This window comes from Streptomyces aureoversilis (genome assembly GCF_042657885.1).
Lineage (GTDB): Bacteria > Actinomycetota > Actinomycetes > Streptomycetales > Streptomycetaceae > Streptomyces > Streptomyces aureoversilis.
Genome location: NZ_JBHSKJ010000006.1, coordinates 345,584 through 367,805, shown reverse-complemented (window position 1 = coordinate 367,805; position 22,222 = coordinate 345,584). Strand labels below are relative to the sequence as shown.

Sequence of the window (22,222 nt, the reverse complement as noted above, 5' to 3'; positions counted from 1 at the left end):
AGACGTGGGGGCGGTAGCCGCGGAGGTGGCCTGTGGGGCGGAACGGCTGGAGTGCGGGCACGGCGAACACTGGGAGCATGGCGGGCGGCAGGGACGAGGGCTGCGGAGGCAAGCGCGTGATCTCGGTGACCGCTTTGATATGCGTACTGGCCGTGGCCGGGGTGGTGGTCACCATGCCCGGCACGGCCTATGCGGAACCCAGGCCGCCGCGCACCCTGGAGGACGTCCACAAGGAGGTCGAGGGTCTGTACCGCCAGGCGGAGGCCGCCACGGACGCCTACAACGCGGCCGACGAGGCCCAGCGCCGCCAGGAGAAGTCGATCACCGAGATCGCGAAGTCCGCGGCCGAGGCCCAGGAGCGGATGAACCGCCTCAAGAACCAGGCCGGCTCCCTGGCACGCGCCCAGTACCGCGACGGCACCCTCCCGCCCCAGGCCCGCCTCCTGCTCTCCGGCTCCCCCGAGAGCTTCTTCGACGGCGTGGCCCTCACGCACAAGGGGCAGGCCGCCACGCGCGGGCTGATCACCCAGGTCGCCGCGGTCCAGAAGACCCTCGACGGCTACGCCAAGGCCGCCGGCGAGCGCTGGAAGACCCTCGACGGCGAGCGCCGCAAGAAGGAGGGCGCGAAGAAGCAGATCGAGGCGAAGCTCGCGGCCGCCAAGGAGCTGGAGTCGAAGCTGGAGGAGAAGGAGAAGGAGCGCCTGCGGCAGCTGGAGGATGAGCGGGCGCGCCAGGCCCAGCAGAAGTGGCTCGCCTCGGACGCGGTCAAGGGCGCCGCCCTCAAGGGCTCGGGCGCGGCGACGGCGGAGGGTAAGCGCGCGGTCGACTTCGCCGCGGCCCAGATCGGCAAGAACTACGTGTGGGGCGCCGAGGGCCCGGACACCTACGACTGCTCCGGGCTGACGCTCAAGGCGTGGGCGGCCGCCGGCCGCGCGATCCCGCGCACCTCGCAGGACCAGTGGCGGCAGCTGCCGAAGGTCGGCCTCAAGGACATGCGGCCGGGCGACCTGATCATCTACTTCGCCGACGCGAGCCACGTGGGGGTGTACGTGGGCGACGGCGCGATCGTGCACGCGCCGCGGCCCGGCCGGCAGGTGACGGTCGCGGGAGCGGGGTCGATGCCGGTGCTGGGGGTCGTACGGCCCGGATAGCGCCCGCCCGCGTGTGACGCGCGTCGCGCGGAGCACCCCCCGGCGGGGTGATGTATGTCATCGCGGGTTCCTCCCCGCGCGCACCAAAAGCCGCCCTGGCTGGGGCATATGACAGCGGCGAGTGGCTCCGCTCCATTCCGTTGGGCAGTGCCCTGCCGCTATGGTCGCGTTCGGCACCCGCCGGGCGGCGGGGCGCCATGCCTTCAGGGGGGGGCGGAGGCACCTCCGGCGGTCGCCGGAGGAGGAAGGAAACCGTGACCATGTCCGTACCCGCGCCGAGGGCCCCGGAGCAGGCTGCCGCACCGGCGTCCGACGCCGGGCTGACCCTCCTGGTGATCGAAGGCGACCCCGCCGGGCCGCTGTCGATGCCGGACATCACCGAGATGTCGGGGGCCGAGGGCAAGCCGGTCCGCATCCGCACCGCCCGCAACCTCACCGAGGCCGAGCGGCTCCTCACCGACGACGTCCACTGCATCCTGCTCGACCTCGCGGACGCCGGCGCGGCCGCGGGCACCCCCGGCAGCGGGGCCGGCCGCCCCGACGAGCTGGAGACCCTGCGCCGGGTGCTGCAGCTCGCCCCGCACCACGCCGTGCTCGCCCTGACCGCCGAGGCCGACACCGACCGGGCCGCCGAGGCCGTACGCGTCGGCGCCCAGGACTACCTCTCCCGCGACGAGCTCGACGGGCGCGTCCTCAGCCGGGCCATCCGCTATGCCGTCGAGCGCAAGCGCGCCGACCTCGCCCAGCGGCAGCTCACCGAGTCCCGGCTGCGCGCCCAGGAGAACGCCCGCCTCGAACGCGGCCTGCTGCCCACCCCGCTGCTCGCCGGCTCCGGCCTGCGCTTCGCCGCCCGCTACCGGCCCGGCCGCAGCCGCGCCCTGCTCGGCGGCGACTTCTACGACATGGTCCGCACGCCCGACGGCACCGTCCACGCGATGATCGGCGACGTCAGCGGCCACGGCCCCGACGAAGCCGCCCTCGGCGTCGAACTGCGCATCGCCTGGCGGGCGCTGACCTTCGCCGGGCTCTGCGGCGACGAGCTCCTCGCCACCCTCCAGCAGGTCCTGGAGCACGAGCGCGCGGACGACGAGACCTTCGCGACGCTGTGCGCCGTCGACATATCGGCGGACGGGCGCCGGGCGGGCCTCAGCCTCGCCGGCCACCCCGCCCCGCTGCTCGTCCGCCCCGGCGCGGCCCCGCACCTGCTGCCGCAGGAGGACGGCGGCCCGGCGCTCGGCCTGCTCCGGCGCGCCCGCTGGCCGCGCCGCCAGGTCGAACTCGGCGGCCTGTGGAGCCTGCTGATGTACACCGACGGCCTGATCGAGGGCAGGGTCGGGGCCGGGACGCGGCGCCTGGGCCAGGAGGGCATGATCGAGCTGATCGGCCGCCGGCTCGCGGAGGGCCTGCGCGGTCAGGAGCTCCTGGACGCGGCGGTCGCCGAGGTGCAGGACCTCAACGGCGGGGAGCTGACCGACGACCTCGCGGTGCTGCTGCTCGACCGGGGCGGCCGGGCCCCTGCGGAGGGCGACCGGCCCCACTGGCCGGCGGGGCGGGCGGCCGTGCCGCCGGTGCGGATGTAGGTGCCGGTGCGGACGCAGGTGCCGGTGCGGGCGTGGGCGCCGCGCGGCGTGGGCGGCGTCAGCGGCGGCCGTTGTACGGCCCGTAGGGGCCGTCCGAGCTGGAGCCGCCGCCGCGGCGGCGCGGGCCGCGGCCGCCCGAGACCTGCTTGAGCGCCGGACGGACGTCCACCACGTAGACGATCGTGGCGATCAGGCCGAGGACCGGCAGGAAGCTCATGATCCCCATGAACAGGTTCACGGCGACGGCGACGCCGAGGATGATCAGCCAGAACGCCTTGGACTGCTTGTCCGCGGCGCGGTAGGCGTCCTCGCGGTGCACGGCGGCGTTGACGAACGCGAACAGGCTGAACACGAGCAGGCCGATCGACACCCAGTACATGACTTCGCCGAAGGCTTGCAGAAGCACGTCGCTCACCTTGCCCGTCTCGTTCGGTCCGTCCTGACCGCCACCGTACCCGGAGAACGGGCCGGGCACGCGAAATGTGCCCGGCCCGTACGCGGCCCGCTGCCGTGATCCGGTTACTCGCCGGTCTTGGCGTCGGTCCTCTTCGCGGCGGCCGTCTTCTTGGCCGGGGCCTTGCGGGCGGCGGCGGGCTTGTCCGCGGCGTCGTCCGGGGCGGCGGCGCCGGAGGCCCCGGCGGGCTTGTCCTCCGTGGCGGCCTTGTCCTCGGCCGGCTTCGTCTCCGCCTCCGGCTCGATGGCCACGGCGATGTCCTGGAACTCGTCGGCGACGTCGCCGCGCCACTGCTTCACAGCCGTGCGGCCGCGCTCGGCCAGCTTCTCGAACTGCTCGCCGGCCGCCGCCGCGTACCCGACGGCCTGCCCGACGCCCTTGAGCGCCAGGTCCTGCGCGGTCTGCCCCAGGTTCTTCACGTCGCTGTCGAGCGAGCCGACGATCTCGGTGAACTTCGCGGTCAGCGTGGCCTGGGCCTCCTTGGCCTGCCGCGTGACCCGCTCCTGCACCGCCTTGGGGTCGGTCTTCTTCAGCTGCTCGATGCGCTCCGGCGCCTCGGTGATCAGCTGCCCGAGCTTCTCGGCGGTGAGGTCCGCGGCACCCGCGGCGGCGTAGGCCGTGTCGGTCGCCGCGTTGCGGATGTCCTGCGTGGTGATGGCCATGGCGATGGTCTCCCGGATCAGCTGGAAGGTTTGCTGGCTTCGTCCGTCGCGAGCCCGTTCTCCTTGCGGAAGGACTCGTAGATCTGGAGCAGCACCTGCTTCTGCTGCTCGTTGATCGAGGGGTCGGCGAGGATCACACTGCGGACCTCCGCCTCGTCCCGGTCCCGCTCGTCGAGGATCCCGGCCTGCACGTACAAGGTCTCGGCGGAGATCCGCAGCGCCTTGGCGAGCTGCTGCAGGATCTCGGCGCTGGGCTTGCGCAGGCCGCGCTCGATCTGGCTGAGATACGGGTTGGACACCCCGGCGGCATCGGCGAGCTGCCGCAAGGTGAGCTGCGCATTGCGCCGCTGCTCGCGCAGGTACTCGCCGAGATTGCCGACGTTGAGTGATGCCATGCGTCCCAGGCTGCCCCACGCTGCTAACTTTTGCAAGCAAGTGCTTGCAAAAGTTTGAGCGCGCAGCCGCGACGGAACTATGCACAACGAGCTCGGCGTCCATCCCGACATGCAAGATCACGGATGGCAACGGAGACCCGGGACATGACAGACGCGGCCACTCGATACCTCTACCTGGCTCGGCACGGTGAAGCGTCAGAAGATGAGACGACCCTGACGGAACGCGGCCGGCGCCAAGCCGTTCTCCTCGGTGAACGGCTCCAGAGCGCCCCACCGCAGAATTCACAGGTCCGGTCGACGGAGATCGCCCCCGCCACGAACTGGTCGTCACCCACAACTTCCTCATCGGATGGCTGATCCGAGCCGCCCTCGACGCACCCGAGTGGCGCTGGATGGGCCTCAACCACGGCAACGCAGCTCTGACGGTCATCCGATACGCACCCGGCAGGCCGGCCTCCGTGCTCTTCTCCAACGACATGCGGCACCTGCCCGCAGAACTGTGCTGGACCGGCTTCCCGCCCGAACTCCACATCTGACCAACAAGGCCGCCTCGCTGTCCATGGCCCGACACCTGGAGCAGGTCATCAGGTCCAGATGGGGTCGTCGGGAGCAGGTCGTCCGGAGAAGCGTTGAAGTGGGCCTCCGGCAGGCGAGAGTCGGCGGCGCGCGGCAACGATGAAGTCGTTCTGCGCTGATTCCACACTTGAGCGCAGAACGAACCAGCTCTCCTCGAGGGTCAGACCTCGTTTGATCCTGGTGTGAAGACGCCACATCTTCTCGTCAAGGACGTGAGCGGCTTCGACGATGTCCTTGTCGGCGACAAGGCTCACCATGCTCATGGCTTCATTCCACGGCCGCCATTCAATGTTGGTCTGATGGACAACACCTTGAGAGACGGAGCTGGGCCGAGCCGCTTCCGCCATGCCGAGGGTCACGAGAACCACCGTTGATTCGCGGAGGAGCCGTGCGCACGCTGTCGCCAACTGCTCCCGGGCCCAATGCCTGTCTTGCGCTCTCCTGCTGACCACGCTTCCCGCAAAGACGCCGACCAGGGTAGTCGCAACGGCACCGGCAGGGGCGGCGAGCAGGCTCCACAGCGCAGACATGCGTCCCAGTTTTAAGCCATCAGGGTCTGTTCAGGGGCCGGTTCTGTCGTTTTCTGCTGGCCGGACGCCGCTGCCGGTCAGCGCTCGCTGTCCAGGGGTGTGAGGTCGAGGCGGCGCAGGCGGTCGGGGTCGGCGAGGACGTCGATGGCGGTGACCTTGCCGTGCGTGACGGTGAAGGCCATGACGGACACGGGGTTGCCGTTCACGACGACCACGACGCCGGCGGGGCGGGTGCCCGACCTGACCGGGCCGAAGCTGTACGGGCCGGCCGAGCTGGCCCAGGGGTACCTGAAAGCGCGGGGCAGGAGCCGGCTGACGCTGCCGGTGCGGATGCCCGGAAAGGTCGGCCGGGCCTACCGGGCCGGGGATAACCTGACGCTCGAAGGGGCCGCCGTGGGCGAGCGGACCTGGGAGGACTTCCTGACGGAGCGGCTGGGCGCGGCGCGGGCGGCCTAGGGCGTCGCCCACCGGCCCGGCCCGGCCCGGCCCGGCGCGCACCGGCCCGGCGCCTACTCCTGGGCCGGGGGCGGGCGCCGCGGCCGCGGTCACGCCGCCGGGGCCTCTTCCGCCGCCAGGCGGGCCAGGCGCTCATTGCCCCAGGCGCCCAGCGGGGCCAGGGCGGCGTTCAGGGACCGGCCCTGCTCCGTGAGGGAGTACTCGACCTTCGGGGGCACCTGGTCGTAGGCCTCGCGGTGGACGATGCCGTCGGCCTCCAGCTCGCGGAGCTGCTGGGCCAGTACCTTCTCGCTGATGCCGGGCAGCAGCCGCTTGGTCTCGCCGAAGCGGCGCGCGCCCTCGTTCAGCACCCAGAGGATCAGGACCTTCCACTTGCCGTCGACGACGTCGATGGCGGCGTCGATCCCGCACTGGTACGGAAGTTGCTTCACGAACCCTCCCCTGGCCGGCTCACGGGACGCCGGACCGTGTGCGGCCGCCCCTTACCAGCCTAAGCGGCGGGAGGGGCGGCAGTGATCGCCAAATCAACCCCATCCGGGGGTATCTGACGGGCGCTCCGCCGGAGGAGGGTGATGAGGCGTTGCCCGCTCGGCACGATGTGCCTGCCACCGGCCCCAACGGGGGTAGGGCCGGGGGCAGGAGTTCGTGTGCGCCGCGCGGACGGGTCCGCCGGGGGAGAGCCGGCGGACCGGGGGTCCGGTCAGGCGCCGTACGGGCGGGCGGCGCGCGCCTCCCGCAGCGACAGGGCCCACCAGGTCAGCTGGTCGATCATGACCTTGGCCGCGCCGGAGGCCTGCTCGCCGGCCTCCGCGTTCAGGTGGCGGCCGTCGTCGTCGAACTTGCCCCAGGGGTTGTGGAAGCTGACCTGCTCGCGGATGGTGACCGCGTGCAGCTCGGTGAAGACCGGGCGCAGGTGCTCGACCGCGCGCAGACCGCCGGAGAGGCCGCCGTACGAGACGAAGCCGACCGGCTTGGCCTGCCACTGGGTGTAGTGCCAGTCGATGAGGTTCTTCAGGGACGCCGGGTAGCTGTGGTTGTACTCGGGCGTCAGGACGACGAACGCGTCGGCCTGCTCCAGGCGCGGCGTCACCTCGGCGAGCGCGGCGGCGTCCTCGGCGGTGGGCTCGGAGCTGAGGCGCATCGGCAGGGGGTGGAGGGCGAGGTCGACCAGGTCGACCTCGATGTCACCGTGCCGGGCGACCTGCTCGGTGAACCACTTGGCGACGGTGGGGCCGAAGCGCCCGTCGCGGGTGGAACCGACGATGACGGCGAGTCGGAAAGTGCTCTCGGACACGATGGGCCCTTCTGGGAGACGGGGCGGGTGAGTGGCGGCCCGTGAGCCGTTGACCAGAAGTCTGGAATCTCAAGTCCGGTTGAGGTCAAGGGGTGTTGATCGGGCTGGGGGTTTTGCCGGGGAAAGTGGCGAAATTGAATGTCACTTTTCCCGCTGCCCGGGAGCCGCCCTTCCGCCGCCGCCGGATCAGAACACGTCGGCGCACCACGGCCGCCGCCCCGTGCGCAGCAGGGCGTCCGCGCGGCCCGCCGCTCCGGGGGTCTCCTCGTCCACGCTGCCGAGCGCCGTGAGCCGTACGGCCGACTCGTCGCCGAGCAGGAGGCTGCCCAACTCCGCGACGGACAAGGTGAGATCGGCCGGCCGCTGCGTGGGGGCGCAGGAGGCGCCGTCGGGGCCGGCCTCCAGCAGGAAGCGCCCGCCGGCCAGCCCGGACCGGTCGGTGACGTCGAGGACGAGCGATCCGGCGACGGGGTACGTGCGCGCCCGCAGCAACTCCGGTACGTCCAGCGGTCGCACCCACAGGAAGTCGGCGTGCGTGACCACGCGCGCGGCCCGCGGGTCCGGCAGCAGCAGCGGCAGGATGTCGTCCGGCGCGCGGTGTCCGGTGCGCACGCGGGTGATCCAGTCCGCCGACAGCAGGAACAGCCACAGGGCGCGCTCGGCGGCGGGGGTGACCGCGACGAGGTCCAGGACGGTCGCCGTCTGGTGCGGCAGCTTGGCCTCCCACCGGTCGTCGGACGTGAAGACGAGGAGCCCGTCGACGCTGCCCTCCGCCGACCGGTGGAGCAGGAAGAACGGCTCGGTCCACGGGCCGTCGTCCATCGGGAGCGCGCCGGTGTTCCGCCGCCACCACACGTCCGCACGGTCGACGAGGCCGTGCCGCACGGCCCGTACCCGCTCGTACAGCGCGGGCCCGTGCTCCCGGACCTCGGCGGCGTCCACGTAGTCGACGCGCCCGCCGTCCCCGGGGCCCGAGTGGCGCGGGTCCAGGCCGGTGCGGGCCACGTCCACCTCCCACTCCGTGACCCAGGCGGCGGGGCCGAAGCCGAAGCGGCCGTAGATCGGGTACTCGGCGGCGATCAGCGTCGCCGCGGCGTCGCCGCGCTCCTTGGCCTCGCGCAGGTCGCGGTCCGTCATGCGGCTGAGCAGCCCGCGGCGGCGGTGCGTGGCCGAGACGCTCACGTTGCTGACGGCGTTCGCGGTCACCGAGGCGCCGCCGGGGACGCTGAGCCGCTGCGTGAAGCTGCGGTAGGTGGCCACGCAGCGGCCGCCGTCGAACGCGCCCTGGGCGCGTTCGAGGTCCATGAGCTCGCGGCGGAAGACGAGCTCGGTCTTGCTCACGGAGGGCGGGAGGAGGTAGCCGGTGCGGCGGGCCCGGAGCCAGTTCGGCAGGTCGGCGTCGGTGATCGTACGGATGTCGAGGCTCATGGCCGCGACGCTAGGGGCCCGCCCGCGGCGGCCGCACGTGGATTTTTCCCGGTCCGAGCGGGCCCGAGCGGGTCCGGTCGGGCCCGGGTGAGCCCGGGCGGGCCCACTCAGCGCTCTGGAACGCCGCCCGGATCTCCGCCGGTGCGTCAGTGCGTCAGTGCGTCATGCGAGGAGGTCGTCCACCTGCGCTTCCCCTTCGCGGTACCTGCGGGCGATTTCGGCACTGCAGTCGTCCGCCGTCCGCTGCAGCAGCTGGCGCCGCACCGACACCTGCCGCTCGTACGACGCCAGGCGGCCCATCGCCTCGTGCAGCTCGGTGTCCGTACGGGCGCCCAGGTCCGACAGCTCGACCTCCGACAGCATGTCCTCGGCCAGCCGCCGGTACTCCTCGCTGTGCGGCGTGCCCACCGTCACGTGGCGGGCGGACGAGCGGTGGTCCGAGGGGCCGTCCGCGAGGATCTCCGACAGCCGGTCCACGACCAGGCGGGCCATGACCGGGGCGCCCGGCGAGGAGCGCCGGGCCAGCTCGGCCCTGAGGATGTCGACGCGGCCCTGGAGCAGCCGCCGCACGTAGCTGAGGTCCGCCTCGTCCCGCCGGGCGTCCCCGCGCAGGGCGCGCAGCTCCACCAGGCTCAGCTCACCGAGGCTGCGGCCGGGGGCGTCCGCCTGCCGGCCCGAGCGCTGGCTCGGCGGCCGGGGCTGCAGGCTGTCGGCTGCCTTGAGCATGGGGCCGTCCTCAATGGGTGTGGTCATGCGCGTCTTCCGTTCCCCTCGGGCGGTGTGCGACCGCATCACGTTTGCCCGCACAAGGCACCGCCTGCACGCATCGTGCCACTGTGTGAGGTCCGGGCGCAGGGTCTCCGCACCCGAACGGACCTGGATGGACGCAGGGCATCATGGTCCGTATGCGTGCAGTGGTGCAGAGGGTGGACGGAGCGCGGGTCGTCGTGGACGGCGAGACCGTCGGGGAGATCATCGGACAGGGGCTGTGCGTCCTCGTCGGGGTGACGCACGACGACACCCCGCAGAAGGCGGAGCAGCTCGCCCGCAAGCTGTGGTCCGTACGGATCCTCGAGGACGAGAAGTCGTGTTCGGACGTGGGGGCACCGCTGCTCGTGATCTCCCAGTTCACTCTCTACGGTGACGCCCGGAAGGGGCGGCGCCCCACGTGGAACGCGGCTGCCCCCGGCGGGGTGGCGGAGCCGCTGGTCGACGCTGTCGTCGCGCACCTCCGTGCGCTGGGGGCGCAGGTGGAGACGGGCCGTTTCGGCGCGGACATGAAGGTGTCCCTGACGAACAACGGCCCGTTCACGGTCCTGGTCGAGGTCTGACGGCCGGTTCGGCACCGCCGGTCACCTCCGTGGGGCTCTACGGCTCGACCACGACCTCCTGCGACGCCGCCGTCTTCTCGCCCACCAGGAGCGGGGCGTCCACCGCGACGTTCCGCTTGACCAGGGCCAGGGCGATCGGGCCCAGCTCGTGGTGGCGTGCCGACGTCGTCACGAAGCCCAGCTGGCGGCCCTCGGGGCCGTCCGCGGCGAGCCGCACGGGGGCCCTGTGCGGGGGCAGGGAGACCTCGCTGCCGTCGAGGTGCAGGAAGACGAGGCGGCGCGGCGGCTTCCCCAGGTTGTGGACGCGCGCCACCGTCTCCTGGCCGCGGTAGCAGCCCTTCTGCAGGTGGACGGCGACGCCGATCAGGCCGAGCTCGTGCGGGATCGTGCGGTGGTCGGTCTCCAGGCCGAGCCGCGGGCGGTGCGCCTCCACGCGGAGCGCCTCGTAGGCGAGGACGCCGGCGGCGGGGCCGTGCGCCGCCGCGAAGGTCTCCAGCGTCGCGCGCGGCAGGAAGAGGTCCCGGCCGTGCGCCGTCTCGCGCGCCTGCACTCCCTCGGGTGCTTCCGCGATCGAACCCGCGGGCAGGTGCACCACGGCGAAGTCGTCCGTACGGTCGGCGACCTCGACCTGGTAGAAGAACTTCATGCTCTCCAGGTACGCGAGGAGCGCGTCCTGGGTGCCGGGCTCGACGTGGGCCCAGGTGGTCCCGCCGTCGTCCACGAGGGACAGGGCGTGCTCGATGTGCCCGTTGGCGGAGAGCACGAGCGCCTCGGTGGCCTCGCCGGGCGGGAGCGCGCTGACGTGCTGGGTGAGCAGGAGGTGCAGCCAGCTCAGCCGGTCGGGCCCGGTGACGGTGATGACCCCGCGGTGCGAGAGGTCGACGAAACCGGTCCCGCCGGCGAGCGCGCGCTGTTCGCGGAAGAGGTCGCCGTAGTGCGCGGCGACGCCCTCGTCCGGGGCCTCGGCGGCGACGGCGCCGGGCAGCGACAGCAGCGGGCTGGCTTTCGATTCACGCGGCATGCGGCCAAGCCTACGGCGCGGCCGGCGGCTCCTTCGAGGCAAGCCCCGCGGAGCAGTCCGCGCACCGGCCGAAGATCGCGAAGTGCTTCATGTCCGTCTCGAAGCCGAAGTCCGCGCGCAGCTTGTCCGTGAAGGCGGCGGCCACCGAGAGATCGGCCTCGATGACCTCCGTGCAGTCCCGGCAGACGAGGTGTATGTGGTGGTGCCGGTCGGCGAGGTGGTAGGTGGGGGCGCCGTGCCCGAGGTGGGCGTGGCTGACCAGCCCCAGCTCCTCCAGCAGCTCCAGGGTCCGGTAGACGGTGGAGATGTTCACGCCGCCCGCCGTGCGCCGGACCTCGGTGAGGATGTCGTCCGGTGTCGCGTGCTCCAGCCGGTCGACCGCCTCCAGGACGAGCTGGCGCTGCGGCGTCAGCCGGTACCCGCGCCTACGGAGGTTGCTCTGCCAGTCGGTGTCCACCACCCTCCCAGTCTAGGCAGCGCCGGCCCTTCCGGCCCCCTCCGTCACGCCTCCCGGACCTCCTTCAGGTAGCGGGCGAGGGCGGCGATGGCCGCAGGGTTGCGGGGGCTCTCGACGAGGTCGACGTAGTCGAGGACGAAAATGCGGTCGTTCTTGACGGCGGAGACGTCCGCGAGCGGCGGGTAGGACTTGAGGAACGCCTTCTTCTGCTCGGCGGTCACGTCGCCGTAGTTGTTGATGACGATGACGTCGGGATTGCGCTCGACGACGGTCTCCCAGCCGACCGTGGGCCAGCTGTCCTTGAGGTCCTTCATCACGTGGTCGCCGCCGGCCTTGGTGATGATGTCGTGCGGGCCGGCGAAGGCGCCGGAGGTGATGGCCTTGTCTCGGCCGTCGTCGTAGAGGAAGACGGTGGGCCGCTTGCCGTCCGCCGGCACGGTCGCCTGGGCGTCGGCGACCGTCTTCTTGAAGTCCGCGACGAGCTTCGCCGCCCGGTCCTCCACCCCGAAGATCTTCCCGAGCGCGGTGAGGTCCGTGTAGAGGGCCTCCAGGGGCGGCATCACGCCGCGCGCCTTGCCCGCGCCCCCGTTGCGGCAGGACTCGGTGAGGACGTACGAGCCGACGCCGAGCTTCCTCAGGGCGTCCGGGGTGAAGCCGTTGCCCTCGTTGAAGCCGTAGTTCCAGCCGGCGAAGACCATGTCGGCCTTCGCGTCCAGGACGAGCTCCTTGGTGATCTCCTTCTTGGACAGCCACCTCACCTTCTCGTAGCCGTCCTTCCACGGCACCGACTCGCGGTCGGCGCGGTAGTCCGGGGCCACGTAGCCGGCCATGTGGTCCTCCAGGCCGAGCGCGAACATGATCTCGGCGATGCCGACGTCGTTGGTGACCACGCGCTGCGGCGCCTTGTCGTACGTCGTCCTCACCCCGCAGTTCTCGACGGTCACGGGGTGGCGGCCGGAGGCCTTCTGGTCCGTGTCGCCGCCCTCGGTGACCTTCGCCCCGCAGCCGGTGGCCAGGGCGAGGGCGGTGAGGACGGCGAGGGCGGTACGGGCGGTGCGGGAGGCCATGACAGGTGTGTCCTTACGAAGCGGGCAGGCGGTCGAAGATCAGGCGCGTCGCGCCGGTCTCGGGGTGCGGCACGCGGTGCGCCCGGACGCCGAAGACGTCGGCGAGCAGCCCGGCGGTCAGCACCTCGTCCGGTGGCCCGGAGGCGACGATGCGGCCGCCCCGGATGACGTAGAGCACGTCGCAGTGCGCGGCGGCGAGGTCGAGGTCGTGCAGGGCGGCCAGGACGGTCGGGCCCGCGTCGCGCACGAGCGCCAGCACCTCCAGCTGCTGGGCGATGTCCAGGTGGTTGGTGGGCTCGTCCAGGACCAGCACCTCCGGCTCCTGGGCCAGGGCGCGGGCGATCAGGACGCGCTGCTTCTCGCCGCCGGACAGCGTCGGGAAGCTCCGGCCTGCCAGGTGGCCCGCGCTCACGCGCTCCAGCGCCGCCGCGCACACCTCGGTGTCGCGGGCCGTGACCCGGCCGGCGGAGCTCTGGTGCGGCAGGCGGCCCATCGCGACGACCTCGGCCACGGTGAAGTCGAACTCGCTCGCCGACTCCTGCGGCAGCGCCGCCAGCCTGCGCGCCCCCTCGCGGGCGCCGAGGGCGTGGAAGTCGTCGCCGTCGAGGCGGACGGTGCCCTTGGCGGGCCGCAGCGCCCGGTAGGCGCAGCGCAGCAGCGTCGACTTGCCGCTGCCGTTGGGGCCCACGAGCCCCACGAACTGCCCGCTCCCGGCGCGCAGCGCGACGTCCGACACCAGGCGGGCGCCCGCGACCTCGATCGACAGGTCCTCGATGTCGACCCGCATCAGGCACCCCCGAAGGTGTAGCGGCGGCGCCGCATCAGCAGCACGAAGCAGGGCACGCCGATGAGGGCGGTGAGGACGCCGACGGGCAGTTCCACGGGCGCCAGCAGCAGCCGGGAGGCGATGTCCACCCACACCAGCAGCACGGCGCCCAGCAGCGGGGCGACGGCGAGGACGCGGCGGTGGTCGGCGCCCACGAGCATGCGGGTGACGTGCGGGACCATCAGGCCGACGAAGCCGATCGCGCCGCTGACGGCCACCACGGCGCCGGTGACGGCCGCCGCCAGGACGAACAGCCCGCGCCGCAGCCGCTCGGGGTCCACGCCCAGCGCGGCCGCCGTCTCGTCGCCCATGGCCAGGGCGTTCAGGCTGCGCGCCGTCCACAGCAGGGCGCCGATCCCGGCCAGCACGACGGCCGCCGCGATCGGCACGGACGACCAGGTGGCGCCGCCCAGGCTGCCGAGCAGCCACATCATGGCCGAGCGGGAGGCCTCGCCGCGGTCCGCACTGAAGATCATCAGGGTGGTGACGGCGGAGAACCCGTAGTACATCGCCGAACCGGTGAGGACCAGCCGCAGCGGCGTGAGGCCCTGCGGCGTGCGGGCCGCCAGGTAGACCAGCACCATCGCGGCAAGCGCCGAGACGAACGCCGCCCCGGACAGCGCCCACACGCCCAGCGCGCCCAGCGCGCCGAAGAGCAGCACGGCGTTGGCGCCGATCGCGGCGCCCGAGGAGATGCCCAGCACGAAGGGATCGGCGAGGGCGTTGCGGACCATGGCCTGCACGGCCACGCCGACGGCGGACAGGCCCGCGCCGACGACCGCGGCCAGCAGGGCGCGCGGGAAGCGCAGCTCCCACACGATGGTGTAGGCCGAGACCTCGCCGGGGGAGATGCCCCCGCCGGTCAGCCCCGCCCGCAGGAAGCGCAGCGTCTCGCCCCAGGTGACGCCCGCGGCGCCGAGGCCGGTGCCGCAGAGCACCGAGAGCAGCAGGGCCGCGGCCAGGCCGGCCAGCAGCGGGGGCAGCGGCAGCCGCCGGGGCGGGGCCGCGGGGCCCGGCGGCGCGCCGGGCGCGGACCCGGGTGCGGGCTCCTTGGAGCCCTTCGGGCAGACGGCCGGGAGATCTGTTGACACGGGGTGCGTACGCCTTCGCCTCGGGCCGCGTCCCTACGTACGGAGGAGCGGCCCGAGGCGAAGGCGGTCGTGTGCCCGGGTGGTCCCCTCGCAGTCCACGGCGAGTTGTGCGGGGAGCGTGCGCCGCCGTGGGTGATCGGGCTTACGGAAAAGGCCCCGAAGGGCCTTCCGTCCACCGTTGCGGGTCAGCGCCGGAATTCGACCGGACTTCCCCCACGGGGCGCTGTGAAGTTGTGGGCCCTGCGGCTCAGCCGGTGTAGGGCGTGCCGTCCGGGTTGTAGAAGGCGACGCCGTCGGGGGCGTCCTCGGGCAGGCTTGCCGCCCACTCCTGGAGGCTCTTCTGGTCGGCGATCTTCTTCAGGTGCGCCGACATGTAGGGGCGCAGCGGCACCTCGGGGGTGGCCTTCTCGCCGACCCACATCAGGTCGCCCTTGACGTAGCCGTACAGGCGCTTGCCGCCGCTGTACGGGCCGGACGCCTCCGTCCGCGCGACCGCGTCGGTGGCCAGGTCGATCTGCGGCTTCTGGTCGGCCAGCTCGCCGTACCAGACCTCGGCGACGCCCTGGTCGCGGACCATCACGATCTCGACCTTGCGGTCCTTGTCGATCCGCCAGAAGCCGGTCTCGCTCTCCAGCGGGCGCACCATCTTGCCCTCGGCGTCGAGCACCCAGCTGTGCGACGTGTACTCCAGGAAGTCACGGCCGTCGTGGCTGAAGACGACCTCCTGCCCGAAGTTGCACTTCTCGGCACCCGGGAAGTCGGCGACGCCCGCACCCTCCCACTTACCGAGGAGGAAGGCGAGGGGGACGAGGTCCGGGTGGAGGTCGGACGGAATCTCGATCATGGGCTCAGACGATCTGTGCGAGAGCGGACAACGGGGCGGGTCAGCGCTGGCCCTGGTACAGCTTCTTCCAGGTCAGGCCGGCGAACGCGAGAACGCCGACGGCGACCAGGACGAGCAGGGTGGTGAAGACTGCCTCAAGCACGAGCGCGCTCCTCGTCGGGAGTGAGGGTGTACGGACCGGTCACGGGTGTACGGACCGGTCACGAGTCTAGTCGGCCCCGGTTCCGGCGGCGCTGTGAGGTGGATCGTGCCCGCCCGGCCTTGCGGCCGCAGGGCTAGAGTGCCTGGCATGGCCAAGAAGCTGGTGATCAAGGTGACGGCGGGCGCGGACGCGCCCGAGCGGTGCTCCCAGGCGTTCACGGTGGCGGCCGTCGCCGTCGCGAGCGGCGTCGAGGTGTCGCTGTGGCTGACCGGTGAGTCGTCGTGGTTCGCCCTGCCGGGGCGCGCGGCGGAGTTCGAGCTGCCGCACGCGGCGCCGCTGCCGGACCTCATCGAGGGCATCCGCGTCGGCGGCGGCATGATCACGGTGTGCACGCAGTGCGCGGCGCGCCGCGACATCGAGGAGAAGGACCTGATCGAGGGCGCGCGCATCGCCGGCGCGCAGGTCTTCGTCCAGGAGGCGATGGCGGAGGGCGTGCAGGCGCTCGTCTACTAGGCGCCTACTGGGCGCCGGAGGCTGGTGCCGGGGGCTAGTACCGCTTCTTGCCGTCGAGCTCGTCCCACCACTCGTCCGACTTCGGATCGCCGGAGGGGTCGTCCCACCAGCGGTCGTCGGGCCCGCGCCGGTTGGCGACGATGGCCGCGACGGGCGGGATGACCATGGCGAACAGGCACATGCCCACCGCGGCGGGCACGGACCACAGGCGCACGACGGACCACGCCAGGACGAACAGCCCGATGCAGGTGCCCATCATGGCGAAGTACAGATGGCGTCGCCGCGCGTACATAAGTCCACGGTACGGCTGTGGGCAGGCGGCGGTAAGCGGACGGCGCGGAGGGCCGCACCGGCGGTAGGCCGACGGCGCGGAGGGCCGCACCCCCCAAGGCGTCCAACCCCGGGGTGCGGCCCTCCGGCCGTCGGTGGCGTCCTGCGACGCCGGTCGTCAGACGGCGATGGCGACCTCGGTCAGGCCGCCCTGCTGCGCCACGACCTTGCGGTCGGCCGTCGCGCCGGGCACCAGCGCGCGCAGCGTCCACGTGCCCTCCGCCGCGTAGAAGCGGAACTGCCCGGTCGCGGACGTGGGCACCTCGGCGGTGAACTCGCCGGTCGCGTCCAGCAGGCGCACGTAGCCGGTGACGGGCTGGCCGTCACGGGTCACCGAGCCCTGGATCGTGGTCTCACCGGGCTTGGCGGTCGAGGCGTCGGGGCCGCCGGCCTTTGCTCCACACATAAGCGTTCCTTCTGTTGCCTGTTGCAGGGGAGACGTGTCAGTTGGCGCCGAGCTCGATCGGCACGCCGACCAGGGAGCCGTACTCGGTCCAGGAGCCGTCGTAGTTCCTGACGTTCTGCTGACCGAGCAGCTCGTGCAGCACGAACCACGTGTGCGCGGAGCGCTCACCGATCCGGCAGTAGGCGATGGTGTCCTTCGACAGGTCCACGCCCTCGCCCTCGTAGAGCGCCGTCAGCTCCTCGTCGGACTTGAAGGTGCCGTCGTCGTTGGCCGACTTCGACCACGGGATGTTGCGCGCGGTCGGCACGTGGCCGGGGCGCTGCGACTGCTCCTGCGGGAGGTGGGCCGGGGCGAGCAGCTTGCCGCTGAACTCGTCGGGGGAGCGGACGTCGACCAGGTTGAGCGAGCCGATGGCCGCCACGACGTCGTCGCGGAAGGCGCGGATGGAGGCGTCCTGGGGCTTCGCCTCGTAGGCGGTGCGGGGGCGCTGCGGGACCTCGGCGACCAGGTCGCGCGAGTCCAGCTCCCACTTCTTGCGGCCGCCGTCGAGGAGCTTCACGTCCTGGTGGCCGTAGAGCTTGAAGTACCAGTAGGCGTACGCGGCGAACCAGTTGTTGTTGCCGCCGTAGAGGACGACGGTGTCGTCGTTGGCGATGCCCTTCGAGGAGAGCAGCTCCTCGAAGCCGGCCCGGTCCACGAAGTCGCGGCGGACCGGGTCCTGCAGATCGCTCTTCCAGTCGATCCGGACGGCGGTCTTGATGTGGTTCTTGTCGTACGCGGACGTGTCCTCGTCGACCTCCACGATGACGGTCTTCGGGTCACCTGCGTCGATGCGGGCCTGTACCCAGTCGGCGTCCACCAGGACGTCACTGCGGCTCATGCTGTTCTCCTCCGGGGCAGTTGCGGATGTGCGCAAACGCTTGCTGGGCGCGCGGCGAGGGGAGCGCGCGGCGCTGCGCAGCGGGTGGGGTGGGAGACGAGACGGGGGAAGACTTCCCGTGAACGAGGGGAACGTTTCCCGTCAGACATGACGACAGAGCATGGCGGCGACGCGGCACAGGTCGACTGCCCGCCGCTTCGTGAGGTCCGCCTGTCGCTTCATGCCCACGATCGTAGGGACGGTGGGTTGGCGTGTCACCGGTGTGTTGGATAGTGAGACGAGATCTTCCGGATGCTGAGATGAGGGAAGTCCGAAGGGGTGCGGGAGGGGCGGGCGGGTGCCGCCCCCGGCGTCCGCGTCACCAGGAAGTCTGCCCTCCGGACACCGCGTCTCGCTGGGTGGACCGGAGGGCGGGGGCCGTTCGGTCAGCCGGCCAGGTTGACGTCCGAGCCGGTCAGCGTGATGTCCACACCGTCCTGCGTCGCCACGACCTTGTCCAGCTTGATGCCCTTCGGCAGGCCGCTGATGCGCCGGTCGAAGTCCGTCTTCTGGCGGATCGCCCGCTCCAGGCCGGGGAAGGCCTGGGCCTCGTCGGGGATCTGGTCCGCCCGCACCCGGACGGTGTCACCGTTCACGATCGTGACCGTGGAGATGACGCTGCGCTCGATGGGCAGCCCCGCGAGCTGCACCTTGCCGGTGACCTTGACCTGGCTCTTGCCGGCGGCGCCCTGGCCGCCGAAGCCGACCTTCACCGTGGGGTCGTTGGTGGCCTTGCTGAGGTCCTCGTACGACAGGTGCGCCGTGCCCGTCGCCCGGCTCGCGACGGCGGAGGAGAAGCTGCTGTCGATCTTTACGTCCTGCAGCTTGGCGTCGAAGCCGGACACCCGGATCGACTGCCCGCCCGAGCTGGCGGTCGCGCCGTCGAGCTTGACCTCGACCTCCTCCAGGGTGGAGTCGGCGATCTGCGTGAGGAAGGGGAATCCCTTGATGGAGACCTCGGGGGTGCCGGTCAGCCCCTGACTGCTGCGGATCTTCTCCGCCGCCTGCTCCTCGGCGAAGTAGACGGCGATGCGGTCGGCGCCCACGAAAAGGGCCCCCAATATCACCGCGATGATCAGGGTTATGCGTATCGCGCGCATTCGGTCTCTCCAGCTCCCCCGGTCTCGGTCAGGCTCCTGCACTGCCCTTGCAATGCGATGGAGCCTAACCGGACCGCTGCGGCGGGAGGGACGGGCGATCAGCCCAGGACGCGGCCGAGCACGTAGACCGCCGGGGCCGCGGCCGCCAGCGGCAGGGCCACGCCCGCCGTCATGTGCACGAACCGCGACGGGTAGTCGTAGCTCGCCACGCGCAGGCCGACCAGGGCGCAGGCGCCCGCGGCGAGGCCCAGCAGGGCGGCGGACGTGCCCAGATCCGTCAGGCCGCCGGTGGCGACGCCCGAGCCCGCGGCCGCGAGCAGCGCCACGACGGGCGCGGCGAGGGACGGCAGCGGCAGCGCCCGGGCCAGGGCGGCGGCGGCCGCGGCCGTGGCGCCGACCACGACGGCGTCGGAGGAGGCCGCCAGGTGACCGGCCGCGATGACGGTGACCGCGGACGCGGCGGCGGCCGCCGTCAGCCCGTACAGCCGCTCGTCCGGCGAGGCGTGGCTGCGCAGCTGCAGGACGAGGACCAGCAGCATCCACACGCCGAGCGTGCCGATGACGACGGTCGGCGCCTGCACGGAGTCCGTGGCCAGCATCCCGATGTCGGCGGCGACGCCGCCCAGGAACGCCAGCGCGATGCCCTGCCGGGCGGGCCACATGCCGTTCAGGCGGAACCAGCCTGCGGCCGTCACGGCCTGCAGCAGCACCAGCGGCACCGCCAGCGCGAACTGGCCGAGCGGCGCGGTGAGCGCCAGCAGCGCGGCGAGCGCCGTCGTGATCAGGGCGGGCTTGAGGCCCGGCGAGAGGATCTGCGGGCGGCCCTCGGCCTTCGCCTTCTCCGCGGCCGTCATCGGCCGGCCGGCGACCTCGCCCGGCACGGGCTCGCGCACCGGCTCCGGCACCCGGCCCGGCTCGTGCGGAACGGGCACGGCCCCGGGGACCGGGCCGGGGACGACGCCCGCGGGACGCTCCTCGGGCAGCGCCTGGCGGCCGCCGGCGTACGGCTCGGCGGGCTGCTGGGGGAGCGGGCCGCCGGGCCAGGACGCGTCGTAGGCATGGTCCTCGGCGGGGACGGCCGGCTGCTGCCACGTGCCCGTGTCCCAGGTGGGCGTCTGCCAGGTCTGGGTGACCGGCTCCTCCTGCTGTGCGGGGTAGCCCTGGCCGCCGTTGGTCGGCCACTGGTACTGCTGCGGTTGCTGCTGCTGGGGGTGCTGGGGGTGCTGGGGCTGCTGCGCGTACGCGTCGTAGGAGTTGTACGTCTCGCCGTACGCCCCCTGACCCTGCTGATGGTGCGGCTGCTGTGCCTGCTGCGGCTGCTGCTGGTCGTACGAACCGTAGGCCCCGCCCTGGTCGTAGGACTGGGCGTCATAGCGCCGGGTGCGGGCGTCGTTGTACGGGTCGTACGGGTCCTGCGGATCGTACGTATGGTGCGGCTGATTGCTCATGCTGCCGGGGTCACCCTCCTGCGAAGGGCGGGAGCACCTCGACGGTGCCGCCCTCGGCCAGTTGGACCGATGCGTGGTCGCGGGTGCCGACCGGGGCGCCGTCCACCAGGAACGAACACCGCAGCAGCACCCGGGCGAACTCGGGGGATCCCGCGTGCCGCCGGCGGGCCGCGTCCAGCGCCTCCGCGAGCGTCCGCGCCGCGTACGGCTCCTCGGCCGTACCGGTGGCGGCCTTCGCCGCGGCCCAGTACCGCATGGTGCCCACCGGTCCCGGCTGCCCCGGCAGGGCCGGTTTCACCGGTTGTGCCGGTTCTGTCGTCGCCACGGCGACCCCTTTCCTTCTTCTGCCGCCTCCCATGATGACGGGTGCCGGGCGACGGGCCGCCCGCCGCCGTAAATACGGAGGCCGCACGGCGAGGCGCTCGCTTACGCTGCCCGGTGTGCTGGTCCGACTATCACGGGCGTATCTGAGGCCCTACTCCACATCGATCGCGCTGATCGTGCTCCTGCAGCTCGTCCAGACGCTTGCCACGCTCTACCTACCCTCGCTCAACGCCGACATCGTCGACAACGGTGTCGTCAAGGGTGACACCGGTTACATCCTCGCCCTCGGCGGCGGGATGCTCGCGGTCACCCTCGTCCAGATCGTGTGCGCGATCGGCGCGGTCTACTACGGTGCCCGCACCGCCATGGCGGTCGGGCGCGACCTGCGCGCGGCCGTCTTCGACCGGGTGCAGTCCTTCTCCGCACGGGAGATGGGGCACTTCGGCGCGCCCTCCCTGATCACCCGTACCACCAACGACGTCCAGCAGATCCAGCTGCTGGTGCTCATGGCGTTCACGCTGATGGTCTCCGCGCCCATCATGTGCGTGGGCGGCATCCTGATGGCGCTCGAGCAGGACGTGCCGCTGTCCGCCCTGCTGCTCGTCATCGTCCCCGTCCTCGGCGTGATCGTCTCGCTGATCATCTGGCGGATGCGCCCCATCTTCCGCGGGGTGCAGGACAGGATCGACACCGTCAACCGGGTGCTGCGCGAGCAGATCACCGGCATCCGCGTCATCCGCGCCTTCGTGCGCGACGCGCACGAGCGGGAACGTTTCGACGGCGCGAACGCCGATCTGATGGACGTCTCCCTCAAGGCCGGCCGGCTGATGTCGCTGATGTTCCCGTCCGTGATGCTGGTCGTGAACCTCTCCTCCATCGCCGTCCTGTGGTTCGGCGGCCACCGCATCGACGGCGGCGACATGGAGATCGGCGCGCTGACGGCCTTCCTCAGCTACCTCATGCAGATCCTGATGGCCGTCATGATGGCCACCTTCATGTTCATGATGGTGCCGCGCGCGGAGGTCTGCGCCGAGCGCGTCCAGGAGGTCCTGGCCACCGACTCCAGCGTGGTGCCCCCGGCACGCCCGGTCACCGAGCTGCGCGGCGGCGGCCACCTGGAGCTCGACGGCGTGGAGTTCCGCTACCCCGGCGCGGAGGAGCCCGTCCTGCGGGACGTCTCGCTCGTCGCCCGGCCCGGCGAGATCACGGCCGTCATCGGCTCCACGGGCAGCGGGAAGTCCACGCTGCTCGGCCTGGTCCCGCGGCTGTTCGACGCGACCGCCGGCACGGTGCGGGTGGGCGGCGTGGACGTCCGCGAGCTCGACCCCGCCCGCTCCGCCGAGGCCATCGGCCTCGTCCCGCAGAAGCCGTACCTCTTCACCGGCACCGTCGCCTCCAACCTGCGCTACGGACGCCCCGACGCCACCGACGAGGAGCTGTGGGCGGTGCTGGAGACGGCGCAGGCCCGCGACTTCGTCGAGAGCATGGAGGCCGGCCTGGAGGCGCCGATCGCCCAGGGCGGCACGAACGTCTCCGGCGGGCAGCGCCAGCGCCTGGCCATCGCCCGCGCCCTGGTCCGCAAGCCGGACATCTATCTCTTCGACGACTCCTTCTCCGCCCTCGACTACGCCACCGACGCCCGCCTGCGGGCCGCGCTGGCCCGCGAGACCGGGGACGCGACCGTCGTCATCGTCGCCCAGCGCGTGTCCACGATCCGCGACGCCGACCGCATCGTCGTCCTGGACGAGGGCCGCGTCGTCGGCACCGGCACCCACACCGAGCTGATGGCCGGCAACGAGACCTACCGGGAGATCGTGCTCTCCCAGCTCACCGAGGAGGAGGCGGCGTGACGACCCCGGAGAAACCGGCCTCCCCGG

At 72.3% G+C, this 22,222-nt stretch carries 26 protein-coding genes and 1 pseudogene; 7 read left to right on the top strand and 20 right to left on the bottom strand.

From position 1 onward, the window contains the following. The first annotated feature begins 77 nt into the window (after positions 1 to 77). Together ACFPP6_RS13710 and ACFPP6_RS13705 are read left to right on the top strand one after the other, a co-directional pair. Positions 78 to 1,151, top strand: a complete 1,074-nt coding sequence (locus ACFPP6_RS13710; RefSeq protein WP_382040925.1) for a C40 family peptidase — start codon at positions 78 to 80, stop codon at positions 1,149 to 1,151. Between the two features lie 260 nt (positions 1,152 to 1,411). Continuing rightward, entirely contained in the window at positions 1,412 to 2,731 is a 1,320-nt protein-coding gene (locus ACFPP6_RS13705) for a PP2C family protein-serine/threonine phosphatase (protein ID WP_382040922.1), read from the top strand. Between the two features lie 58 nt (positions 2,732 to 2,789). On the opposite strand, the gene ACFPP6_RS13700 is transcribed toward ACFPP6_RS13705, so the two are convergent. The 3 genes from ACFPP6_RS13700 to ACFPP6_RS13690 form a co-directional block, all read right to left on the bottom strand. Further along, complete coding sequence (locus ACFPP6_RS13700) at positions 2,790 to 3,137, bottom strand: DUF2516 family protein (protein WP_058047065.1); 348 nt, start codon at positions 3,135 to 3,137, stop codon at positions 2,790 to 2,792. A 113-nt stretch (positions 3,138 to 3,250) separates the two neighbouring features. Beyond that, on the bottom strand, positions 3,251 to 3,847 hold the full coding sequence (locus tag ACFPP6_RS13695) for a hypothetical protein (protein ID WP_382040919.1): 597 nt from the start codon (positions 3,845 to 3,847) through the stop codon (positions 3,251 to 3,253). Between the two features lie 17 nt (positions 3,848 to 3,864). Continuing rightward, entirely contained in the window at positions 3,865 to 4,242 is a 378-nt protein-coding gene (locus ACFPP6_RS13690; RefSeq protein ID WP_382040917.1) for a helix-turn-helix domain-containing protein, read from the bottom strand. A 144-nt stretch (positions 4,243 to 4,386) separates the two neighbouring features. Between ACFPP6_RS13690 and ACFPP6_RS13685 the strand changes: the two are divergent. Continuing rightward, positions 4,387 to 4,778, top strand: a pseudogene (locus ACFPP6_RS13685) (histidine phosphatase family protein). A gap of 48 nt (positions 4,779 to 4,826) precedes the next feature. Here the strand turns inward: ACFPP6_RS13685 and ACFPP6_RS13680 are convergent. After that, on the bottom strand, positions 4,827 to 5,348 hold the full coding sequence (locus ACFPP6_RS13680) for a hypothetical protein (protein WP_382040915.1): 522 nt from the start codon (positions 5,346 to 5,348) through the stop codon (positions 4,827 to 4,829). Positions 5,349 to 5,528: 180 nt separating this feature from the next. Here ACFPP6_RS13680 and ACFPP6_RS13675 point away from each other — a divergent pair, with 180 nt between their 5' ends. After that, the gene (locus ACFPP6_RS13675; protein WP_382040913.1) at positions 5,529 to 5,804 is read left to right on the top strand and encodes a hypothetical protein; all 276 of its coding nucleotides are present in this window, start codon (positions 5,529 to 5,531) and stop codon (positions 5,802 to 5,804) included. An 89-nt stretch (positions 5,805 to 5,893) separates the two neighbouring features. Here ACFPP6_RS13675 and ACFPP6_RS13670 read toward each other — a convergent pair whose 3' ends face one another. The 4 genes from ACFPP6_RS13670 to ACFPP6_RS13655 all read right to left on the bottom strand — a co-directional run bounded on the left by ACFPP6_RS13670 (position 5,894) and on the right by ACFPP6_RS13655 (position 9,279). After that, the gene (locus ACFPP6_RS13670; RefSeq protein WP_382040910.1) at positions 5,894 to 6,235 is read right to left on the bottom strand and encodes a winged helix-turn-helix transcriptional regulator; all 342 of its coding nucleotides are present in this window, start codon (positions 6,233 to 6,235) and stop codon (positions 5,894 to 5,896) included. A 269-nt stretch (positions 6,236 to 6,504) separates the two neighbouring features. Continuing rightward, complete coding sequence (locus ACFPP6_RS13665) at positions 6,505 to 7,098, bottom strand: NADPH-dependent FMN reductase (protein ID WP_382040907.1); 594 nt, start codon at positions 7,096 to 7,098, stop codon at positions 6,505 to 6,507. A 186-nt stretch (positions 7,099 to 7,284) separates the two neighbouring features. Next, positions 7,285 to 8,526, bottom strand: coding sequence for a GNAT family N-acetyltransferase (locus ACFPP6_RS13660; protein WP_382040904.1), 1,242 nt, complete (start codon positions 8,524 to 8,526; stop codon positions 7,285 to 7,287). A gap of 162 nt (positions 8,527 to 8,688) precedes the next feature. After that, on the bottom strand, positions 8,689 to 9,279 hold the full coding sequence (locus tag ACFPP6_RS13655) for an RsiG family protein (protein ID WP_382040901.1): 591 nt from the start codon (positions 9,277 to 9,279) through the stop codon (positions 8,689 to 8,691). A gap of 152 nt (positions 9,280 to 9,431) precedes the next feature. Between ACFPP6_RS13655 and dtd the strand changes: the two genes are divergently transcribed. Then, positions 9,432 to 9,857, top strand: a complete 426-nt coding sequence (gene dtd / locus ACFPP6_RS13650; RefSeq protein WP_382040898.1) for a D-aminoacyl-tRNA deacylase — start codon at positions 9,432 to 9,434, stop codon at positions 9,855 to 9,857. A gap of 37 nt (positions 9,858 to 9,894) precedes the next feature. On the opposite strand, the gene ygfZ is transcribed toward dtd, so the two are convergent. The 6 genes from ygfZ to ACFPP6_RS13620 all read right to left on the bottom strand — a co-directional run bounded on the left by ygfZ (position 9,895) and on the right by ACFPP6_RS13620 (position 15,163). Next, a complete protein-coding gene (ygfZ, locus tag ACFPP6_RS13645; RefSeq protein ID WP_382040895.1) occupies positions 9,895 to 10,878 on the bottom strand; it encodes a CAF17-like 4Fe-4S cluster assembly/insertion protein YgfZ in 984 nt (327 codons plus the stop codon). Positions 10,879 to 10,888: 10 nt separating this feature from the next. After that, entirely contained in the window at positions 10,889 to 11,338 is a 450-nt protein-coding gene (locus ACFPP6_RS13640) for a Fur family transcriptional regulator (protein ID WP_382040893.1), read from the bottom strand. A gap of 41 nt (positions 11,339 to 11,379) precedes the next feature. Further along, positions 11,380 to 12,402: an ABC transporter substrate-binding protein gene (locus ACFPP6_RS13635; protein WP_382040890.1), complete on the bottom strand. Its 1,023-nt coding sequence runs from the start codon at positions 12,400 to 12,402 to the stop codon at positions 11,380 to 11,382. 13 nt (positions 12,403 to 12,415) lie between these two features. Then, positions 12,416 to 13,189, bottom strand: coding sequence for an ABC transporter ATP-binding protein (locus tag ACFPP6_RS13630; protein WP_382040887.1), 774 nt, complete (start codon positions 13,187 to 13,189; stop codon positions 12,416 to 12,418). After that, entirely contained in the window at positions 13,189 to 14,217 is a 1,029-nt protein-coding gene (locus ACFPP6_RS13625; protein ID WP_382041036.1) for a FecCD family ABC transporter permease, read from the bottom strand. The genes ACFPP6_RS13630 and ACFPP6_RS13625 overlap by 1 nt, the downstream gene beginning before the upstream one ends. A gap of 349 nt (positions 14,218 to 14,566) precedes the next feature. After that, positions 14,567 to 15,163 carry a heme-binding beta-barrel domain-containing protein gene (locus ACFPP6_RS13620; protein ID WP_179082083.1) on the bottom strand — a complete coding sequence of 199 codons (597 nt, stop codon included), beginning with the start codon at positions 15,161 to 15,163 and terminating at the stop codon, positions 14,567 to 14,569. Between the two features lie 289 nt (positions 15,164 to 15,452). Here ACFPP6_RS13620 and ACFPP6_RS13615 point away from each other — a divergent pair, with 289 nt between their 5' ends. Continuing rightward, positions 15,453 to 15,818 carry a DsrE family protein gene (locus ACFPP6_RS13615; RefSeq protein ID WP_382040885.1) on the top strand — a complete coding sequence of 122 codons (366 nt, stop codon included), beginning with the start codon at positions 15,453 to 15,455 and terminating at the stop codon, positions 15,816 to 15,818. A 34-nt stretch (positions 15,819 to 15,852) separates the two neighbouring features. On the opposite strand, the gene ACFPP6_RS13610 is transcribed toward ACFPP6_RS13615, so the two are convergent. The 6 genes from ACFPP6_RS13610 to ACFPP6_RS13585 all read right to left on the bottom strand — a co-directional run bounded on the left by ACFPP6_RS13610 (position 15,853) and on the right by ACFPP6_RS13585 (position 20,277). Then, positions 15,853 to 16,110 carry a DUF3099 domain-containing protein gene (locus tag ACFPP6_RS13610; RefSeq protein WP_382040882.1) on the bottom strand — a complete coding sequence of 86 codons (258 nt, stop codon included), beginning with the start codon at positions 16,108 to 16,110 and terminating at the stop codon, positions 15,853 to 15,855. Between the two features lie 156 nt (positions 16,111 to 16,266). After that, a complete protein-coding gene (locus tag ACFPP6_RS13605; RefSeq protein WP_058045696.1) occupies positions 16,267 to 16,554 on the bottom strand; it encodes a DUF1416 domain-containing protein in 288 nt (95 codons plus the stop codon). Between the two features lie 37 nt (positions 16,555 to 16,591). Further along, positions 16,592 to 17,434 (bottom strand): sulfurtransferase, encoded by an 843-nt coding sequence (locus ACFPP6_RS13600; protein ID WP_382040880.1) that lies wholly within the window; start codon positions 17,432 to 17,434, stop codon positions 16,592 to 16,594. A 425-nt stretch (positions 17,435 to 17,859) separates the two neighbouring features. Further along, positions 17,860 to 18,573 (bottom strand): LmeA family phospholipid-binding protein, encoded by a 714-nt coding sequence (locus ACFPP6_RS13595; RefSeq protein WP_382040877.1) that lies wholly within the window; start codon positions 18,571 to 18,573, stop codon positions 17,860 to 17,862. A gap of 98 nt (positions 18,574 to 18,671) precedes the next feature. Beyond that, a complete protein-coding gene (locus ACFPP6_RS13590) occupies positions 18,672 to 20,021 on the bottom strand; it encodes a hypothetical protein (RefSeq protein ID WP_382040874.1) in 1,350 nt (449 codons plus the stop codon). A gap of 10 nt (positions 20,022 to 20,031) precedes the next feature. Further along, complete coding sequence (locus ACFPP6_RS13585) at positions 20,032 to 20,277, bottom strand: MoaD/ThiS family protein (protein WP_382041033.1); 246 nt, start codon at positions 20,275 to 20,277, stop codon at positions 20,032 to 20,034. A gap of 184 nt (positions 20,278 to 20,461) precedes the next feature. Between ACFPP6_RS13585 and ACFPP6_RS13580 the strand changes: the two genes are divergently transcribed. After that, positions 20,462 to 22,195, top strand: coding sequence for an ABC transporter ATP-binding protein (locus ACFPP6_RS13580; protein WP_382040872.1), 1,734 nt, complete (start codon positions 20,462 to 20,464; stop codon positions 22,193 to 22,195). The last annotated feature ends 27 nt before the right edge of the window (positions 22,196 to 22,222 follow it).

Excerpts from the sequence above, each read along its gene's own strand:
- ACFPP6_RS13710 (WP_382040925.1), top strand. The coding sequence starts at position 78 with ATGGCGGGCGGCAGGGACGAGGGCTGCGGAGGCAAGCGCGTGATCTCG.
- ACFPP6_RS13705 (WP_382040922.1), top strand. The coding sequence starts at position 1,412 with ATGTCCGTACCCGCGCCGAGGGCCCCGGAGCAGGCTGCCGCACCGGCG.
- ACFPP6_RS13695 (WP_382040919.1), bottom strand. The coding sequence starts at position 3,847 with ATGGCCATCACCACGCAGGACATCCGCAACGCGGCGACCGACACGGCC.
- ACFPP6_RS13690 (WP_382040917.1), bottom strand. The coding sequence starts at position 4,242 with ATGGCATCACTCAACGTCGGCAATCTCGGCGAGTACCTGCGCGAGCAG.
- ACFPP6_RS13680 (WP_382040915.1), bottom strand. The coding sequence starts at position 5,348 with ATGTCTGCGCTGTGGAGCCTGCTCGCCGCCCCTGCCGGTGCCGTTGCG.
- ACFPP6_RS13675 (WP_382040913.1), top strand. The coding sequence starts at position 5,529 with ATGACGGACACGGGGTTGCCGTTCACGACGACCACGACGCCGGCGGGG.
- ACFPP6_RS13660 (WP_382040904.1), bottom strand. The coding sequence starts at position 8,526 with ATGAGCCTCGACATCCGTACGATCACCGACGCCGACCTGCCGAACTGG.
- ACFPP6_RS13655 (WP_382040901.1), bottom strand. The coding sequence starts at position 9,279 with ATGACCACACCCATTGAGGACGGCCCCATGCTCAAGGCAGCCGACAGC.
- dtd (WP_382040898.1), top strand. The coding sequence starts at position 9,432 with ATGCGTGCAGTGGTGCAGAGGGTGGACGGAGCGCGGGTCGTCGTGGAC.
- ygfZ (WP_382040895.1), bottom strand. The coding sequence starts at position 10,878 with ATGCCGCGTGAATCGAAAGCCAGCCCGCTGCTGTCGCTGCCCGGCGCC.
- ACFPP6_RS13635 (WP_382040890.1), bottom strand. The coding sequence starts at position 12,402 with ATGGCCTCCCGCACCGCCCGTACCGCCCTCGCCGTCCTCACCGCCCTC.
- ACFPP6_RS13630 (WP_382040887.1), bottom strand. The coding sequence starts at position 13,189 with ATGCGGGTCGACATCGAGGACCTGTCGATCGAGGTCGCGGGCGCCCGC.
- ACFPP6_RS13620 (WP_179082083.1), bottom strand. The coding sequence starts at position 15,163 with ATGATCGAGATTCCGTCCGACCTCCACCCGGACCTCGTCCCCCTCGCC.
- ACFPP6_RS13615 (WP_382040885.1), top strand. The coding sequence starts at position 15,453 with ATGGCCAAGAAGCTGGTGATCAAGGTGACGGCGGGCGCGGACGCGCCC.
- ACFPP6_RS13610 (WP_382040882.1), bottom strand. The coding sequence starts at position 16,110 with ATGTACGCGCGGCGACGCCATCTGTACTTCGCCATGATGGGCACCTGC.
- ACFPP6_RS13605 (WP_058045696.1), bottom strand. The coding sequence starts at position 16,554 with ATGTGTGGAGCAAAGGCCGGCGGCCCCGACGCCTCGACCGCCAAGCCC.
- ACFPP6_RS13600 (WP_382040880.1), bottom strand. The coding sequence starts at position 17,434 with ATGAGCCGCAGTGACGTCCTGGTGGACGCCGACTGGGTACAGGCCCGC.
- ACFPP6_RS13595 (WP_382040877.1), bottom strand. The coding sequence starts at position 18,573 with ATGCGCGCGATACGCATAACCCTGATCATCGCGGTGATATTGGGGGCC.
- ACFPP6_RS13590 (WP_382040874.1), bottom strand. The coding sequence starts at position 20,021 with ATGAGCAATCAGCCGCACCATACGTACGATCCGCAGGACCCGTACGAC.
- ACFPP6_RS13585 (WP_382041033.1), bottom strand. The coding sequence starts at position 20,277 with ATGCGGTACTGGGCCGCGGCGAAGGCCGCCACCGGTACGGCCGAGGAG.